Below are 17602 nucleotides of genomic sequence, written 5' to 3'. Positions count from 1 at the left end.
GGGGTAACTTGAAAAAAGCGGACAAGATTTATTATTCATCATCAAGCGCAGAACAAATAAATCTCTCCCGTTTTTGTTCCGTTATATTACTTTGACCTGGCCGTTCATTAGCATGGGGAGAAGCCAGTCGCGCAAGTCTATCAAACTTTCATTTTCCGCCTCCCTAGTTGCCATTTCATTGACAATGGGGTTGACGATACTTTCGAATCCAAAGGTAAGTTTTTTTGCCGGAATTACTACATTGATATTTTCTAAAAAGCTTTTGCTCAGTTCAACCTGCCCAGTAGAACCATTTGCAGCGGCCTCAATGATCGGTTGGTATCTTATCATCGTCCAGGCGAGATACTGCGGAGATATTTTCTCACTGTCCGCTCTCACAATCGACACATGAGAGTCAACCGTAGTTTTTTCTTCAAGCAAACGTTTTACAAACGCCACTCTCCCCAGAGTTCCGACACCTGTTGAATTAACAACAACATCGAAAATTTTTAGTAGCCGGTCATCATCCGTTCTGATTTCAGCTTGGTGTCTTCGTGCATCTTCGAAGGATATTCTGTGTTCTCTCACGCATTTCTGGTTTAGAACGGATATTCCGCCTTTCTCTGTGTATTTCGGCGAAACTCCTCTCCGAATAGCAGATGTTATTTCTAAAAGTTTGTTGACCTCCCATCCCTCCGGGATTTTCCGCTTCAGGGTTGGGTTGTAGACCATTTTACCACCGAATGTTTTGTAGGGTTTGCCATTGGCGTCTGGGAAGTCGAACTGTACAAACCAGTAGTCGTACAGAATTTTTGCCATCGCTTCCAGCTCGGCGGTGATGCGGTTGTTGAGCTCGATCTTTTCGTTTAAAAGATAAAGAAGATCACCAGCTTTAATCTGGTCATCAAAGTCAGGCAATAGAAGATGCAAATACGAAAATATTGCCTCATTCAAACTCGCTCTAAGTGTCATGACGGCGTTGTTTGTCATGGTTTTTCTGAACATTGGGCTTCTTAGATAGAAAGCCATAAATTTTGAGTATGTAATATCAGTTTGCGTTGGGCGAAGTCGCTTCAAAAATCCACTATATGAAGCGCCTGCGTAATCTTTGGTCGCCACACAGCTCATGGCGAGCTCGTCAACGACTTCACTAGTTCGAGTAAGGAAAATATCGCCACTCTTGATGGAGTAGATCTCTTTTTCTTTATCAGATGTGGCCATCAAATCGGTCAATTCATCTGGTACGAAATAATTATTGAATGTCACAGAGAATGACAAGAATGGGCTGCCATGCCCGGCCTGCTCTTTTGTAGAGGAGATCCCGGAAGACATTGTGTAGAGGTCACAAAACCGATACCTCTTCAAATTACTCATACTTCAATCCCGCCAACTGCTTTTGAATATTAGTTTCCAATTCATGAGAAAGACCAAATAATCTGTTCAGATCGCTGCTAAATCCCTGCATTTTTTCTGAAAATTGTTCTGGAGTAATATCCACGTATTCGATTTTAACATCAAAATACTGACCTGCACTCAAGCTGTAATTTTTAGCTTCGATTTCCTCATAACTTACAGTCACGGAAAAATCTTCTATGGCCTCTCTGGAATTAAAGCTATCAATAATGCGCTGCTCTTCCTTCGGGCTGAGAACGGTCTTCTGATTTTTACCGTCCTTGATTTTTTCGCCAAGGTTAGAAGCGTCAATCAGCACTACCTTGTCTTTGTTGCTGGCATCCATAAACAGGATGGAGACGTTGGTGCCGGTGGTGGCGAAGATATTGGAAGGCATGGAAACCACACCCGCCAGCATCTTGTGCTCAACCAGATATTGGCGGATGCCCTTGTCGATACCCGATTGTGCGGTGATAAAGCCGGTGGGCACTACCACTGCAGCTTTACCGCCGGGTTTTAATGAGTGAATGATGTGCTGCAAGAACAACTGGTAAATCGCCATTTTGTCTTTGGCGGTTTTCGGCACGTTGGGAATACCGGCAAAGAAGCGTTGCTTGTTTTCCTTGCTGTCCAACGCATCGCGAAAATCGCTGAAGTCCAGTTTGAAGGGCGGGTTGGAGACGATGTAATCAAATTTTTTCAGGTCTTTGCCATTACGGTGATAGGGGTGCAACACAGTGTTACCCTGAATCACATTGGGGATGGAATGCACCAGGTTGTTCAGAATTAGGTTCAGCCGCAGCAGGCTGGAGGATTTTTGCGAAATATCCTGGGTGTAAATGCTGCAACGGTTTTCACCGATGGCATGGGCTACGTTCATCAGCAAGGTACCGGAACCGGCGGAGGGGTCGTATACGCTGACGTTGCGTACGTCGCTGCGGGTGGCCTGCGGCACCAAGATTTCCGCCATGATGCGCGCCACCGCATGGGGGGTGAAGTATTCGGCGTATTTACCACCTGAATTGCTGTTGTAATCCTTGATCAGGTATTCAAACAGGGTGGCATAGAAGTCAAATTTTTGGGTAAAGATACGCTCGAAGCTGAAGTCCACCAGCTTGTTGATAATGGCGCGGCAGAAATCATCACGCTTGGATTCGTCGGCGATGTATTGGCTAAGACGCTCAAACAGCACCACTTTTGCCCCTCCATCGGTTTTTACTGCGAATACGTCATTGTTGCTGGTGGCTATATCCAGCAGGGTATCGTCAAACAGCTTGGCGAAATCAGCGGTGGCTTGCCGATTGTAAAGGTAACTAATGAAGTGCTGCGGTTTCAGGCGAGCCGTGTCACCGCCCATCCGCCGCTGCAGCATTTCCAGTTCGGTTGTTGGCATCTTTGCCAGTGCGTCTCCCAAGTTGGCTTCGGCAACCAAGATAGGCTTGATTCGCTTCGCCTCGTAGGCGAATTTGTCGTTGAGAAACTTGTACAGAAATGCTTGGGTGATGATCTTGAATTCGTTGCCATCATTGCCCAAACCATAGTTGGCGCAAATGCTTTTCAGGCTGTCGATCAATGCCTTGGCTTTCTGTTGAAATTCAAACTCTACCACGAACGTGCTCCACTATTGTATTCATTCAGGTATTCGGTGACGACCAAATGGTTGATGTAATCTGAGGTGTCGGGGTTAAGTTGTATCTGTTGCTCATCCAGGAATCGGACTATGACTCGTGGCATCATTTGTCGCTCAAAGTAGTTTTCATTGAGCAATATCTGATGGTTATTCAGCGCCTGTTCGTCGGCGTCCTGTTTTACCCCGGTAAGTGCCGCGAATATTTTGCGTTCTGATTCATTTATGTCGTTTTTACTGTTTTGACGCTCTTGCAAGCGCTTATGGATGCGGGTGTATTTGGCATCGCCCAGATACTTCTGCCGGAGTTGGTTATTCTGGCGGTTTAGCTCTTTTACACGTACATGTATTTTTTCCAATGCGCCGATATTGGCGACCATTTCATCCTGGGTGACTTCGCTGAGGTTCTTTTTCTTGAACAAGCGTTCCAGCTCTTCCTTGAGACTGATGAACTGCGGGTCTTGCTGGTCAAAGTTGCTGGCCAGCGCCTCGCGGGTTTGGCGCAGGGTGTTCTTCAACTGGTCGGCCAGTACCAGTTCTTCTTCGCCGATCTTGATGAATTTGAAGATGACATCCTCAAGGGCGACATTCAGCAGGTTAGTGGTGTCCGCACCTTGCTCGATGCTTTCCTTGAGGTTGAGCATGTCCAGGTGGTTGCAGGTTTCCCGATACAGAATGTTCAGCTTGGCAAAATCCAGCTCATCAAGAGCGCCATACTCGCCTTGCAGGCGGATCAGGTTATAGAGGCTTCTGGCATTTTCCAGTGCCTTTTTCAGTGCCAGGATGGTGTGCCGATCTTGTATCTGGTTGATCTGGTCGGCAAAGACTTCGGCGTTTTCAATATCGAAGCGGAACAGCACATCTTTGATTTGCTCAATTTCCTGCTGAATTTCTTCGCGGGATTTGAACAGCTTGGAGTAGTGCTCCATTTCGTCGCCGAGTTCATCGTTCAACTCTTTTAGGTAGCGTTGGTTGGTTGCCTCGAACTCTTTGCTGATGTCGGCAAAGTCCACCACGTAGCCATAACGGAAATCCTTGTAGGTGCGGTTGACTCGGGTTAACGCCTGCAGCAGGTTGTGTTTGCGAATCACCCGGCCCAGATACAGCTTTTTCAGGCGCTTGGCATCAAAGCCGGTGAGGAGCATGTTGTAGACGAACAGGAGGTCTATTTTTCCTGCCTTGAAGTCTTCCACCCAGTCTTTGCGTTCTTCCTTGGTGCCGATGTCGTGCAGGATCAGCGCTGCGCTTTTGACCTTGTTATCCAGCCTGACTCTGGCGGCATAGCTGTTTGGTTTGGCGGCAGCAATCAGGATTTGTGCGGAGTCCTTGACTTCATAAGGTGCGCTGGAAGTTGGTGCATAGACCGCGTTGAAGATGTCGAACATCTGCTTGGCTTGTTCCGAGCTGTCGCAGATCACCAGGCCACCAATGCTGGCATCGTTAAGCGTGCCCCGGCTTTTTTCAAAGTCGGTGACGATGTAGTCCAGCATCGGCTCGACAAAACTTGCATGGGCATAGATGAGCTTGCGGTCTACGTCGCCCATTTTGACTTCCACGTCTTCCAGCGCCTGTTGCAGCACCATTTTGTAGTTAGTGGCGATCTCTTCCCGGATCAGGCGTAGCGTGTAACCGTCGGCAATGGAGGCGTTGTAATAGTATTTGTGGATGTAGTCGCCAAAAAGCGCCCGCGAGTTGTAGTCGTCGCCCAGCAGTGGTGTGCCGGTAAGACCGATCTTGATGGCGTTGGTGTCCGACTGGCTCAGGTTGGCAAGGAAACTGCCCGTGGGGTTGTAGCTGCGGTGTACTTCATCAAGAAAGTACACGCGCTGGATGGCGACGTCGTAGTCATTGGTTGAAACGACATCCGGGTCGTCCTTAAATTTCTGGATGTTGACCACGGTGATTTCCGGTTTGCCCGAATGGTTGTGGATCACCTGGGTTGCCTTGATGGCACGGGTAAAGGCTTCGCGCGAATCGATGGTGTAAACCGTCAGGCCGCGTGCGATGAATTCCTGCTGTGCTTGTTGTAGTAGATCAAGCCGATCGACGATGAAGTAGAACTTGGGAACGATCTGCCGCTTCTGAAAATGGTCGGTCAGAAAGCGAACGTTGTAGAAGGTCAGTGCGGTTTTGCCGCTGCCCTGGGTATGCCAGATAATCCCCTTCTTGATGCCGTTATCGAGTGTTCTTTCGATGGCCTTGGTGGCGAATAGCTGCGGGTAACGCATGATGTGCTTGTGCAGCCCGTCAGCCTCCGACACATAGGCGAGCGCGTAACGCAGGATAAATGCCAGCCGCTCTTTGCCAAGCAATGAGGTGCAGATACGGTTGGTTGGCCGGTTCGGATCTTTGTTGGTCTGGAACTCGGGATTGTTACGGATCACTTCGAGGTTGTTGTCTTTCAATACCCTGATCTCTTCCGCTTCCGGCAGCGGCTTGAGCAGGGCCGTCAGGTTCAGTACTTCTTCTTCGCGGAAGTAGTTGAAGACCGGCTTATGGTAGGAGCTGCTGGCATAGAAGGCACCTTGTACAGGCTCCGGGTCGCCGTCGTCGTACTCCATGTTGTTGGAGAAGATCATGAACTGGGTGGTGTTGGCAAAGCGTCTGAATTTGGGGTTTTGAAAGCGCTTGTTGATGCGATCACGCTCGGCCAGTATGCCTTCCCGATTGTTGGGCTTTTTCACCTCAATAAAGACCAGCGGCATGCCGTTGATCAGCAATGTGATGTCTGGCCGGAATTCTTCATCGCCATTCTGGCAGGTCAGTTCCGTGACGACATGGAAGCTGTTGTTGTTGAAGTTTTCGAAATCAATCAGCCGGATATTGGAGCGAGCGCTCAGGCGTTCAAAGAAAGCGCGGCCGAGGTCTTCGTTATCCAGCAGCAGTTTGGTGTCTTCCAGCAGGCGATGCACATCATCCGGTTTGATGCCTGGGTTGATTTTGCTTATGGCGGCAAAAAAAAGCGTTGGGAAGATATTGGTATTCTGATCCCAGGTTTGATCCTTGAGTGACAGGTACTGATAGCCCAGCCGCATCAGATGGAGGATGACTGGGATTTTGACTCGGGTGTCTTCATTGAACTTCATGCTAAGTCCCTATTTTTTACGTCGTGCGACGCCATTTCGCGCCACGCCCTTTGCCAGTCGATTCGATCAACTCCTCCGATTTCATTGTCGGCAGCCCCAGCCGCACCACGTCCCGGCTGACGCCTGGGCAGGTTTCCTCGATCTCCGAAATAGAAAACGGCAGGGCTCGATCCAGGATTTCCGTGCGAACCCGGTGGCATTTGCTACCTCGAAAGCGCTCAATGGTGCCGACGCTCTTCAAACTCGCGGTAGGCCCGCAGCAGAGCTCACCAGAAGTAGTCGAGTCAGAGTTTGACGTCGTGTTGCCCTTGATGCCAGCCCTGTGATTTTGCTTCCAGTGTCTGGTATAGCCTTCCTTGGCGTCCTCGAAGATGCGCTCTAGGCTGATATAGCGACCCACGGCGTAGTCGAGTTGGTAGAGCAGCACAGACTCAGCAAGCGAGAGAGGCGGCCATTGCCGTCTTGGAAGGTGTAAATACATAGGAGGTCAAGTATCGCCAGCGGTATTAGCCCCAGTGGGTCGGCCAGGTGCTGATCCAGTGCGGTGGAGAGTACCGAGTCCAGTTGGCCACGGCCATCGGCGTCAAATGAGCGGCTACTGGCTGGACGCGCGGCCGTGACGTGCCGTCCGGAAGGTGTTCGATAATATCATTTTTTGGCGGCTTTCCAGCGTCCGCAGGGCAGCGGCATACACCGATACATCATGCTGTGCAGTTACAGCGCCGCGCCTTCGTTGAAGGTCATGTGTGCGGCCGATTCGTGGATCAACGCCAGAGCATCGCGGTAGCCGGCGATCTGCTGTTCGAAGCGACTCTTCGGTGCTGCATTGCGGATCCAGAGACTTCAGTCGTGAGGACGCGACAACAACACCTTCCAATCGGTTGCATATCTTGCTGAATTCGACCAAGGCGATCTGGCGCAGGCCCTTGAGGGCTTCGGGGGACTGCGACGTATAACTGTTGCTTGCCCTGATACTCTGTTACTGCCACTAAACCTGAGCACTCAATCTTCTCACTGGGGAGAAATGGTAGCACTGAAGCATTCCAGCCGGTATTCCAACCGATCAGTAAAACCAGAGTTTTACATTAAAAACAATATATTACGGATCTAATTCAACTTACCCCGGCCCACCACTTCATCATCTAAAGACGTCCACGGACGTCTTTTTTTGTGCCTGGAATTCAGTAAATACGGGGCTTTCAGGGCTGCTGGGGGCTTTTCAGTTTTTTGAGCTCCAAGTGATTTAGTATTCCCAACGGTATTCCCGGCTACCCGAGGCTAATCTTGGAAATACCAAAAAGTGTCATGGAGTACATCTCATGTGCGCTCAAACCACCCACCTCTCCGACCGCCAGCCCAAGGCGATCAAACCGAAGGGCAAGGATTACGTCCTCACCGATGGCGACGGGCTCCAGCTGCGAGTCTGGGTCAATCGCTCGACGCAGTAGAATTTCAACTACCGGCATCCCGTCACCAAAAATCGAATCAACATGGCACTCGGCTCTTATCCCCAGGTTTCTCTTGCGCAAGCAAGGAAGAAAACGTTGAGGCTAGAGAGCTGCTTGCACAGGGCATCGACCCAAAAGCTCAGCGCAATGAGCTGCAGAAAGCCAAACGAGCAGAAACAGAACACACCTTCGAGAACGTCGCCACCGCCGGGTTCGAGTTGAAGAAGGATTCCGTCACGCCGGCGTATGCCGAAGACATTTGGCGCTCCCTCACACTGCATGTGTTTCCGAGCATGAAATCAACGCCTCTCTCGGAAGTCAGCGCCCGAATGTGGGGTCGCCTCACAATCGTGGTAAGCGGTTTGTTTACTCGTTGGCGTTATAGATGAGTGATCAGGCGGCCGCTCTGCCCGGCAATGAGATGCCCCCTTACCTGTTGAGTTTCAGCGGCCGGCCGGCGACCCACCTTGAACCCAGCAGCGTACAGCGGAGCATTCCCCAAGCGGTATAAATCAGCGTGTTGAAATTAGGCGGCCCCGCCCAATCGCCAATAAAATGGCGAAATCTCCAGCCAAACCGTTTATGCACAATATTTGAGCTATTTCGTTACAATTTATTGACACTATCAGTCCGACGTCATCACAATTGCGCGCCGTCACCGAGGCACAAGAGAGTCTGGCAATGGTGATCGGCGGAGAATGCGATGTTTCGTCTTCTTCGAGCCGCTCGATACTGCTTTGAAAGCTCGCTTCCTGAACATCATGGGGGCTGCTTGGCAGTGCAACATCCTATTCATGCTGACTAAGTCTGACACTGAGCCCGGCTCGGAGAGCTTGTGCTAGTCGTCAGAAACGTGACGCATTTGAAAAACTGTAACGCCAGGGAAGGTGCTGATCGCGCCGCATCCGATTTAAAGGAAAAGGGAGTTTCATTTGAGTCAGGTCACCTTAGACATCCGCCATCTGCGCGATGAGCAGATTTTGTTACGTGACAGCGGGCTCTATTGGGTGGCAGTGGATCAGGCGAGCGACTCTGCCGCGCTGGCGATCCAGTGCCTGGCAGCGATGCCGGCCCATGCGCAAGGGATGTTAGTGTGCTGCGGACATTCAAGTCAGGACCTGGCCCAGAAACTGGCGGCAGATACCGGTCCTGGTCAGCTGAAGCTGTTTGACATCAACAAAGACGACATTGGCCTGACCCTCAAATCGCTGGTCGGTGAGCTGACCCGTGCTGCTCCGGTTGCCGGCACTACCATTGTGTTGATGCTGCCGGGGAGCGCATGGCAGGGCGACGTCGCGCCGCAGCTGCGGCATTGCTGCCTGTCACTGAGGCAATGGCTGGGCGCACGCCAATGCTCCCTGTTGGTGATCAGCCATGGCCAGACACCTCAACTGCATGACGGTTTGTTGCGGCTCAACGATACGATCTCCGGGCTCGCTCAGCTCTATCGCCGTGATGGTGGTATTCGCTATCAATTGCACTACTGGCGCAGCGAACTGGGCGTGTGCAGCGGGCAGGAGTTCGAGCTCGAGTTGCTGGTGGACGGTTTTGCGCTGTCGGTCAATGAGCAGGCCAATGTGCAAGTGCCCCATACCGACGACCAGCGGATCTACCTGACCCAGCGTTCTGTGCTTGAAGGCTCGCCGCCGTTGTCGGATCAGTGGAGGCTGTTCGAGAGCCGCGAGGACTTGCTCCAGCAAGCCAGTCACGCGCGTGCTGCCAGTATCATCGTGGCCATCGACAGCAATCTGCACGTCGAAGCGTTGGCTCGTCAGATTCACGACCTGCGCGAGCGCTGCGGTATCGCACTGAAGATCATCATCCGCGAGATGGAACCCTGCCTGCGTTATCGGGACGAGCGTTTGCTGGTGTCCTGCGGTGCCAACATCACCGTGCCCTATGGGACGACGCTGGCGCACTTCTTCAGCATCATCGACAGAGCCCAGGGCCAGACCTGGCGCCGGAGCCACACCACCAACTTCCAGTCTCTATTCGAACGTCTGCGGCCGCCCCCCGAGCGCGGTCTGTTAACGCCCCGGGAATTCATCGGCATGGTGGAGCGCGTCTATAACGGCGCCTCTGGAGAAATCAGCCACCAACTGCTCAAGCTGATGCCGCGCGGTGGCCTGGAAATCGAGCAGTACTCGAGTCAAATCGGCTTGCGTCGTTTCGGTGACGTCGCCTGCGTGGTCAACGGTGCCTTTTATCTGTTCCTGTTTGGCTGTCGCGCGGACGGACTGGAACCCGCATTGGGGAATATCTGTCGGCTCGCCTGGCGCGATCTTTTCAGCAGTTTCCAGATTCTCCAAGGCATTGAAGCGTTGCCGCGCGAGGACTTCCTCGCGGCACCCTTGCTGCCTCCCACGTTCGCTCTGGCAGAAGAACGCACGGCCGGTAGCTCCGCCGAAGCTGCCGGCCGTGTTGCCTATTCGCCTCGACGCACCACACTGCCCATTACGGACCCTTGTTCATGAGTTATTCCCAGCTGATACAGGCGATTGGCCTCAGTAGCCTGCTGACCCTGGCATTGATCGTGGTACTGATCAGGTTCGGTCGCCATTTTCTATCTGTCGTGCAGGGTCTCCTGCCCCCGCGTTACCTGAAATCCCGTGGTGTGCGTCGTCGTGCCCCGGCCCAGAGCGAGCCCAATGAGCCAGTTTGAAGTCATTACCCCGGCGTCAGTGCGCGTCTGGCCGGGCCTGGGCCCCTGGAATCTGTATTTCATCCTCAAGTTCGCATTGCTGTGGGCGGGTTACCTGAACTTGCAGGTATTGCCCAACCTGGTATTCGCGGCGGCGTTGCTGCTGCCGTTGCCGCATCGTTATCTGCGTATCCTGCGCACAGCCATCGCGATCCCCGTGGGTGTTGCGCTGTTTTACCAGGACACCTGGCTGCCGCCCTTCAGCCGCCTGCTGAGCCAGCCAGGCGTGCTGGATTTCAGCGGTGCATACATGGTCGAACTGATGGGTCGTTTCATTGACTGGAACCTGTGTGCGCTGCTGGCTGTGCTGGTGGTGGTCTACGTCTTCGTCCGGCACTGGCTGCGCCTGACCACTCTGAGTGTGCTGGGTTTAGCCTGGCTGGCCAGCGCGAATGTGCTAGCCCTGAACCCCAGCAACGAGCCGGTCGCGGAGGCGGCCAGTGACGCTCCCATTGCAGCGGTGAGCACGGCCCCTCCGGACAGCGCGACACTGGAAGCCTACCTGCAGAAGTTCTATAGCACCGAGGCTGGACGGCAGGTGGAGTTCAAGCCTGCGGCCTCTGCAGCGCAGCCTTTCGACCTGTTGCTGATCAATATCTGCTCCATGTCCTGGGATGATCTGGAAACCGTGGGCCTGCGCGATAACACGCTGTTCCAGCAGATGGACGTTATTTTCGACAACTTCAACTCGGCCACTTCCTACAGCGGCCCGGCGGCGATCCGCCTGCTGCGCGCCAGTTGTGGACAGGTTCCGCACAGCCAGCTCTATGGCACCGCCCCGGAGCAGTGCATGTTGATGGACGACCTGAGCAAGCTGGGCTTTTCCAGCGAAGTCATGCTCAACCACAGTGGGCAGTTCGAAGGATTCCTTGACGAAGTCCGCGCCCAAGGGTCATTGCCGGGGCCCGCGATCAGTACCAGCAAATTACCGCGTGCCTTGGTGGGTTTCGACGGTTCGGCGATCCTGCGCGATGCTCAAGTACTGGACTCCTGGTGGAAGCACCGCGAAGCAGAAGAGAACGATCGCGTGGCGCTGTTCTACAACACCACCACATTGCATGACGGCAACCGTGCGCTGACCGCTGATGGCGGCACCAGGAGCAGCGATTACAAACCGCTTGCCCAAGGGCTGATCGATGACCTCAATGGCTTCATCAAACAACTGGAACTCAGTGGCCGTCGGGTAGTGGTGGTGATCGTGCCGGAGCATGGTGCGGCGCTGCATGGCGACCGTATGCAGATCGCCGGTATGCGCGAGATCCCGAGCCAGTCCATTACCCTCGTGCCGGTCGGCATCAAGTTGGTGGGCATGGGGCATAAGCCCGGTTCTGCCCCCCTGCACATCACCGATCCGAGCAGTTTCCTGGCCCTGTCGGAAATCATCAGCCGCTTGTATAGCGCCCAGCCCCAGGTGGATGGCCAGGGTCTCGACTGGTCGGCTCTGCTGAGCAATCTGCCGCAGACAGCGGCAGTCTCCGAAAACGCTGGCACGGTGGTCGTTGACTACGCCGGGAAACCTTACATACGAATCAAGGAGAAAGCAGGATGGCTGCCTTACCCACAGCGCTTCAAGTGAAGGCACGGGTGCAGTCGCGTGCGGATCGTGCCGATGACATCGCCCGCCTGAAACTGGCGCTTGAGCTGCCCGAACTGGACTACGTGGACACCTCCGCACAGATCGAATTGCAAAAGGCCCTGCATCGCTGGCCGCTGCTGGCAGAGATGGAACGCCTGCAGCCGGCGGCCCTGCCGATGGTACGTGAGTCCGGACTGGAGATGCTGTCGTGACCGCACTTAGCCTGCGTGGTCTGCGCGGCGGTGTCGGCACCAGCTCGCTGCTGGCGGCCACAGGCTATGCATTGCATAGCCTGGGCGAGCGCGTGCTGCTGGTCGACATGTGCCCGGAAAACCTGCTTCGCCTGCACTTCAGTGTCAGCATCGGCGAGCGCGGTGGCTGGGCGCGCGCCATGATCGAAGGTAAGGGCTGGAACACCCAGGCCTGGACCGTGGAACCGGGATTGAGTGTGTTGCCTTACGGCCGCCTGAAACGGGAAGAGCAGGACCACGTCGAGCAGCGCCTGCTGAACGAGCCGAATCTATGGCGCCGCCGACAGGCCGCCCTTGCCGAGCACTTTGACTGGATCCTGTTCGATGTACCCTTGCGACTGCCCGGTCATGCTTGTGTCGGACCCTGTGCGTTGCGCCTGCAGATTGTCGAGGCGGACGCTGCCTGTCACGTGCTGTTGCAGCAGGAGGAAGCCCCCCGCGAGCATCTGCTGATCAACCGCTTCGACCCGGTCAGCCAATTGCAGCGCGACCTGCTGCTGATCTGGCGCAAACAATATGGTGCCCGCCTGCTGCCTCTCAACGTGCATCAGGATGAAGCGATGCGCGAAGCCCAAGCGTTCAAGATGCCGGTGGGGGCTTATGCCCAGGCCAGTCTGGTTGCCCAGGATGTGCTGAGCCTGGCCACCTGGTGCCTGACCCAACGCATGGGGACGGCATGATCGCTCGCATTTTCCCTTACGCTCACCTGCGTCGGCGCTATGACGGTACTCCGCCAGTTGCGTTGCTGCTGGCGACAATGAACGCCCTGGCATGGCTGCTGTTGCGCCTGGAGTCACCGAACTGGCGCGCAGTGCTCGATCAGCCAAAGCGCTGGTATCCACAACTGAGCGACAAGGCGCCGAGCCTGGGCGATCCGTTGCGCTATGCGGTACAAAGCCTCTGGCTACTGCTGGTTCGCCCGGCCAGGCCGCGGGTGTGGACGCTGTCGACCCCAGCCTGGCTCAAACGCGTCGGAGCGCTGTACCTGCGGCAGTGGACGTGGATTGGCAAGGTGCTGGAAGCGTTGCCCCAGCGCGCCGAGTCCAGCCAGCAAATTCGTCAGAGCAGCCATTGGTGGAAAGGCCTGGACCGTCACAGCCAACAATTGATCAACGCGGCCATCGGTGTCGTCGCCTTCACTTTTACGTTGCTGTGCATCACCGAGCCCTTCGGCTACGTCTCCCAGTTGGTATTCGTCTTGCTGCTGTGGGGCTTGGCCCTGCTGGTGCGGCGGGTTCCGGGCCGCTTTGCGACGTTGTTGATGGTGGTACTGTCGACCATCGTCTCGTGCCGTTACCTGTGGTGGCGCTACACCTCGACCCTGAACTGGAACCAGCCCCTGGACCTGATGTGCGGGATGATCCTGCTGGTGGCCGAGACTTATTCCTGGTTAGTGCTGATCCTGGGGTACATCCAGACGTGCTGGCCCTTGGGCCGAAAACCGGCGCCGCTGCCGCGCGACACACGCCTGTGGCCGAGCGTCGACCTGTTGATCCCGACCTACAACGAAGACCTGTCGATCGTGCGAGGTACGGTGTACGCGGCCATGGGCATTGACTGGCCGGCCGACAAGCTGAACATCTACATTCTCGATGACGGCAAACGCGAGAGCTTCCGCCAATTCGCCGCCGAAGTAGGCGTGGGCTACATCACTCGCAGCGACAATCGTCATGCCAAGGCCGGTAACCTCAACCACGCGCTGAAGCAACTGAACGGCGAACTGGTCGCCATCTTCGACTGTGACCACATACCTGTGCGCTCTTTCCTGCAGATGACCACCGGGGGCTTTTTGCGTGATCCGAAACTCGCGCTGGTGCAGACCCCGCACCATTTCCTGTCACCGGACCCCTTCGAGCGAAACCTCAATGTATTCCGCGAGCACCCCAACGAGGGCGAGTTGTTCTACGGGTTGATTCAGGACGGCAACGACATGTGGAACGCGGCGTTTTTCTGCGGCTCATGCGCGGTGCTGCGGCGCACCGCGCTGGATGCGATTGGCGGCTTTGCCGTCGAGACGGTTACCGAAGACGCCCACACGGCACTACGCCTGCACCGCAACGGCTGGAACTCGGCCTATATCAAATTGCCGCAAGCGGCTGGCCTGGCGACCGAAAGCCTGTCAGCGCATATCGGCCAGCGCATTCGCTGGGCCCGTGGCATGGCGCAGATCTTCCGCACCGACAACCCCTTGTTCGGAAAAGGCCTGACCCTCTTCCAGCGCATCTGTTACGCCAACGCGATGATGCACTTTTTGGCCGGCCTGCCGCGCTTGGTGTTTCTGATGGCGCCGCTGGCGTTCTTGTTCCTGCATGCCTACATCATCTACGCCCCGGCGCTGATGATCCTGCTGTACGTGCTACCACACATGATCCACGCAAGCCTCACCAACTCGCGGCTGCAGGGCGACTATCGTCGGACTTTCTGGGGGGAGGTGTACGAGACCGTCCTGGCTTGGTACATCGCGCGCCCTACCACCGTGGCACTGCTTAACCCCAGCAAAGGCAAGTTCAATGTCACCGCCAAGGGCGGCCTGATGGAGCAGAACCAGTTTGACTGGAAAATCGCCCAGCCGTACCTGCTACTGGCGTTGCTGAACATTACCGGCCTGGGTTTTGCCGTCTGGCGTCTGATCTGCGGCCCCCGCGACGAGATTGTCACCGTTGCGGTGAGTATTCTCTGGGTGATCTACAACCTGCTGATCATCGGGGGCGCCATGGCGGTCGCCGCTGAAGTGCGCCAGGTCCGCCAGACCCACCGGGTATACGTCAAGTTGCCCGCTGCAGTGCGCCTTGAGAATGGTCACTGTTATCCAGGCATGTTGCAGGACTATTCCGACGGTGGCGCAGGCATCCAACTCGACACCCCACAGTCGCTGGCGGTGGGAGGGAGCATCTCGCTGATGATGCAGCGCGGCACCCGTGAATTCGTGTTCCCGGGCTATATCAGCCGCAGCCACAAGCACTTCATCGGTATCAGCTTCACGGGCCTCAATGCACAACAGAAAGTCGACTTTGTGCAGTGCACGTTTGCCCGCGCCGACGCGTGGCTCAACTGGGGCGAGAAATTCACCCCGGATCGCCCGCTGCACAGTTTTGTGGACATTCTCAAACTTGGCGGCACCGGTTACTACCGCCTCTACGAATACCTGCCTGCCTGGATCCGCCGCATCGCCGGCCCGCCGTTGCGAATATTGCGCTGGCTGGCCAGTTTCCTGCCGCGCATGCCGGCAGTTGCCCCGACTCTCAACTCTCGATCAGTGAGCGCACCATGAGCCGCTACTTCAGCAAAACCCTTGTTGCCAGTCTGGCGCTCCTGACCACCGTTTGTGCCCAGGCCGCCACCGCACTAGCGCCGGCCGCGGCCAGCAACGTACCGAGCTGGAACACCGCGTACAGCTTCGAACAGCTGGGCCGTCCCGCCGACAGCCTGTTGCTGGGCATCCACAATAGCGACCAGATCGAGTTCAGCCTGCGTCGCGATCGTATTGCCAGTGACGCGAAACTGCAGCTGGAGTACACGCCGTCGCCTTCGCTGCAGCCACAGATCTCGCATCTACGTGTGTATCTCAACGACGTGCTGATGAGCGTTGTGCCGATCGAAAAGGACCAACTGGGTAAGAGGGTCAACCAATCGGTAGCCCTGGACCCGCGACTGATTTCGGACTTCAACCGCATACGCCTGGAGTTCGTCGGCCACTACACCGATATCTGTGAAGATCCAGCCAACAGCACGCTATGGCTGAACGTTGGGCGTAGCAGCCAGATCCAATTGCAGGAGCAGGCACTCACACTCAAGAACGACCTGGCCTATTTTCCGATGCCTTTCTTCGACGCTCGGGGCCAGGACAAGCCGGTCCTGAATATGGTCCTGGCCGATGCGCCGACCCTGGGCGAACAGCGTGCAGCCGGGATCCTGGTGTCCTATTTCGGCAGCCTGGCCGCTTGGCGTGGTGCGCAGTTCCCCGTTCTGTTCGACCAGCTGCCGCCCGCTGATGAACACCATCGCGCCAAGTCGGCCATTGTCTTTGCCACCAACGATCATCGTCCGTCCTTCCTGGCTGACACAGACAAGTTCCCGGCCGTGGATGCACCCGTAGTACAGATGATCGACAACCCGCAGGATCCCTACAGCAAAGTGTTGCTGGTATTGGGTCGCAATGAAGATGACCTGGCTGTAGCTGCCCGCGCCCTGGCCTTGGGCGCAGGCGCGTTCCGAGGCTCGAGCGTGACGGTCAACAAGGTCGAGCAGCTCAAGCCTCGGGTGCCTTATGACGCGCCGAACTGGATGCGCACGGACCGCGCGGTACGTTTCGCCGAGTTGATCAAGTACCCCGAGCAGCTTCAGGCCAACGGGCTGCAGCCACGTCCCATCACGGTGGACGTGAATCTGCCGCCTGACCTGTTCGTCTGGCGTAACCAAGGGATTGGGCTGCAAACCAAGTTCCGTTACACGCCACCGTCGGTCAACGACGAATCGCGCTTGAGCATCAGCCTGAACAACCAGTTCATCACCAGCCTGGCACTGCAAAGCAAGACCGACAGCCGTCTGGAGGAGCTGCGCCTGGCGGTGTTGTCCAACGAGTCGGCGAACCACAGCGACAAGTTGCTGGTGCCAGCGCTGAAGATTGGCGACCGTAACACCCTGCGTTTCGACTTCAACTTCGCCAGCACCTTTGGCAGTGCCCAGCGCGACCGTTGCCAGACTTCACTGCCGGTGAACAACCAGGCCGTGATTGATGAAGAGTCGACCATCGACCTGTCCGGTTACTATCACTACATCGCCATGCCCGACCTGCGCGCCCTGGCCCGAAGCGGTTTTCCATACAGCCGTATGGCTGACCTGTCGCAAACCCTGGTGATGGTGCCGCCCCACAGCAGTGCTGTGCAACTGAGTACGGTGTTCGAGACCATCGCCGGAATCTCTGCGCGCTCAGGCCTGCCAGCGTTTGGCCTGCGGCTGTCGGACAACTGGGACGACGCCAAGGCGGATGTCGATCTGCTGGTGTTCGGCGCCATGGCGCCGGGCGTGGGCGATGGTGCCGATGCCAACCTGGTGCTGGACAAGACGCGTGCCTGGCTACTCAAACCGTCCCACGAACAGAGCGGCAAATCGACCCGCGCCGGTCAGTTCAGCGATGAACGCGACCTGGCTGCCAACCGCATCGAAGTCAGCGCCCAGGCGCCGATCGCCGCCATCGTTGGCTTGCAGTCGCCGTATCACCCACAGCGCAGCATCGTGGCCTTGCTGGCGAGCGATGACGCTGATTACCAACTGCTGCGCGACACCCTGGGCGACGTGGGAAAAATGGACGCCGTTGCCGGTTCTGTGGCGCTGATCCGCAGCAGTGGCGTAGACAGCAGTTGGGTGGGCCAGCAGTACTTCGTCGGCCACCTTCCGTGGTGGCTGCTGCTCTGGTACCAATTGTCCGAGCACCCGATCCTGCTGGCGGTCATGGCCACCATCAGTGTGCTGCTGACGGCATTCCTGCTGTGGCGCGCACTCCGTTGGGCTGCCCGTCGTCGCCTGGCTGGTCAGGAGTAGT

At 56.0% G+C, this 17602-nt stretch carries 10 protein-coding genes and 2 pseudogenes; 8 read left to right on the top strand and 4 right to left on the bottom strand.

Translation table 11 applies throughout. The features are described from left to right. Positions 1–81 precede the first annotated feature (81 nt). The 4 genes and pseudogenes from LOY50_RS04025 to LOY50_RS04010 all read right to left on the bottom strand — a co-directional run bounded on the left by LOY50_RS04025 (position 82) and on the right by LOY50_RS04010 (position 7118). A complete protein-coding gene (locus LOY50_RS04025) occupies positions 82–1353 on the bottom strand; it encodes a hypothetical protein (RefSeq protein WP_258690352.1) in 1272 nt (423 codons plus the stop codon). After that, positions 1346–2980 carry a class I SAM-dependent DNA methyltransferase gene (locus LOY50_RS04020; RefSeq protein WP_258690351.1) on the bottom strand — a complete coding sequence of 545 codons (1635 nt, stop codon included), beginning with the start codon at positions 2978–2980 and terminating at the stop codon, positions 1346–1348. Before LOY50_RS04020 ends, LOY50_RS04025 begins: the two co-directional genes overlap by 8 nt. After that, entirely contained in the window at positions 2974–6084 is a 3111-nt protein-coding gene (locus LOY50_RS04015) for a type I restriction endonuclease subunit R (RefSeq protein ID WP_258690350.1), read from the bottom strand. Before LOY50_RS04015 ends, LOY50_RS04020 begins: the two co-directional genes overlap by 7 nt. A gap of 16 nt (positions 6085–6100) precedes the next feature. Beyond that, a pseudogene (locus LOY50_RS04010) lies at positions 6101–7118 on the bottom strand (Fic family protein). A gap of 285 nt (positions 7119–7403) precedes the next feature. Between LOY50_RS04010 and LOY50_RS04005 the strand changes: the two are divergent. From LOY50_RS04005 to bcsB, 8 genes and pseudogenes are all read left to right on the top strand, one after another. After that, positions 7404–7864: pseudogene (locus tag LOY50_RS04005) on the top strand (integrase arm-type DNA-binding domain-containing protein); the annotation flags it as partial. A gap of 600 nt (positions 7865–8464) precedes the next feature. Continuing rightward, the gene (locus tag LOY50_RS04000) at positions 8465–10006 is read left to right on the top strand and encodes a BcsE family c-di-GMP-binding protein (RefSeq protein WP_253471538.1); all 1542 of its coding nucleotides are present in this window, start codon (positions 8465–8467) and stop codon (positions 10004–10006) included. Then, positions 10003–10194 (top strand): cellulose biosynthesis protein BcsF, encoded by a 192-nt coding sequence (bcsF, locus tag LOY50_RS03995; RefSeq protein ID WP_214512189.1) that lies wholly within the window; start codon positions 10003–10005, stop codon positions 10192–10194. Before LOY50_RS04000 ends, bcsF begins: the two co-directional genes overlap by 4 nt. Beyond that, a complete protein-coding gene (gene bcsG, locus LOY50_RS03990; RefSeq protein ID WP_258690349.1) occupies positions 10181–11809 on the top strand; it encodes a cellulose biosynthesis protein BcsG in 1629 nt (542 codons plus the stop codon). Before bcsF ends, bcsG begins: the two co-directional genes overlap by 14 nt. Beyond that, positions 11779–12021: a cellulose biosynthesis protein BcsR gene (gene bcsR / locus LOY50_RS03985; protein ID WP_214512187.1), complete on the top strand. Its 243-nt coding sequence runs from the start codon at positions 11779–11781 to the stop codon at positions 12019–12021. The genes bcsG and bcsR overlap by 31 nt, the downstream gene beginning before the upstream one ends. Next, on the top strand, positions 12018–12740 hold the full coding sequence (bcsQ, locus tag LOY50_RS03980; RefSeq protein WP_214512186.1) for a cellulose biosynthesis protein BcsQ: 723 nt from the start codon (positions 12018–12020) through the stop codon (positions 12738–12740). The genes bcsR and bcsQ overlap by 4 nt, the downstream gene beginning before the upstream one ends. Continuing rightward, positions 12737–15331 (top strand): UDP-forming cellulose synthase catalytic subunit, encoded by a 2595-nt coding sequence (gene bcsA / locus LOY50_RS03975; RefSeq protein ID WP_258690348.1) that lies wholly within the window; start codon positions 12737–12739, stop codon positions 15329–15331. Before bcsQ ends, bcsA begins: the two co-directional genes overlap by 4 nt. Further along, a complete protein-coding gene (bcsB, locus tag LOY50_RS03970; protein ID WP_253471532.1) occupies positions 15328–17601 on the top strand; it encodes a cellulose biosynthesis cyclic di-GMP-binding regulatory protein BcsB in 2274 nt (757 codons plus the stop codon). The genes bcsA and bcsB overlap by 4 nt, the downstream gene beginning before the upstream one ends. Position 17602: the final 1 nt, after the last annotated feature.

Source organism: Pseudomonas sp. B21-010, assembly GCF_024749325.1.
GTDB lineage: Bacteria > Pseudomonadota > Gammaproteobacteria > Pseudomonadales > Pseudomonadaceae > Aquipseudomonas > Aquipseudomonas kilonensis.
This window is presented reverse-complemented; position numbering and strand designations above follow the sequence as displayed.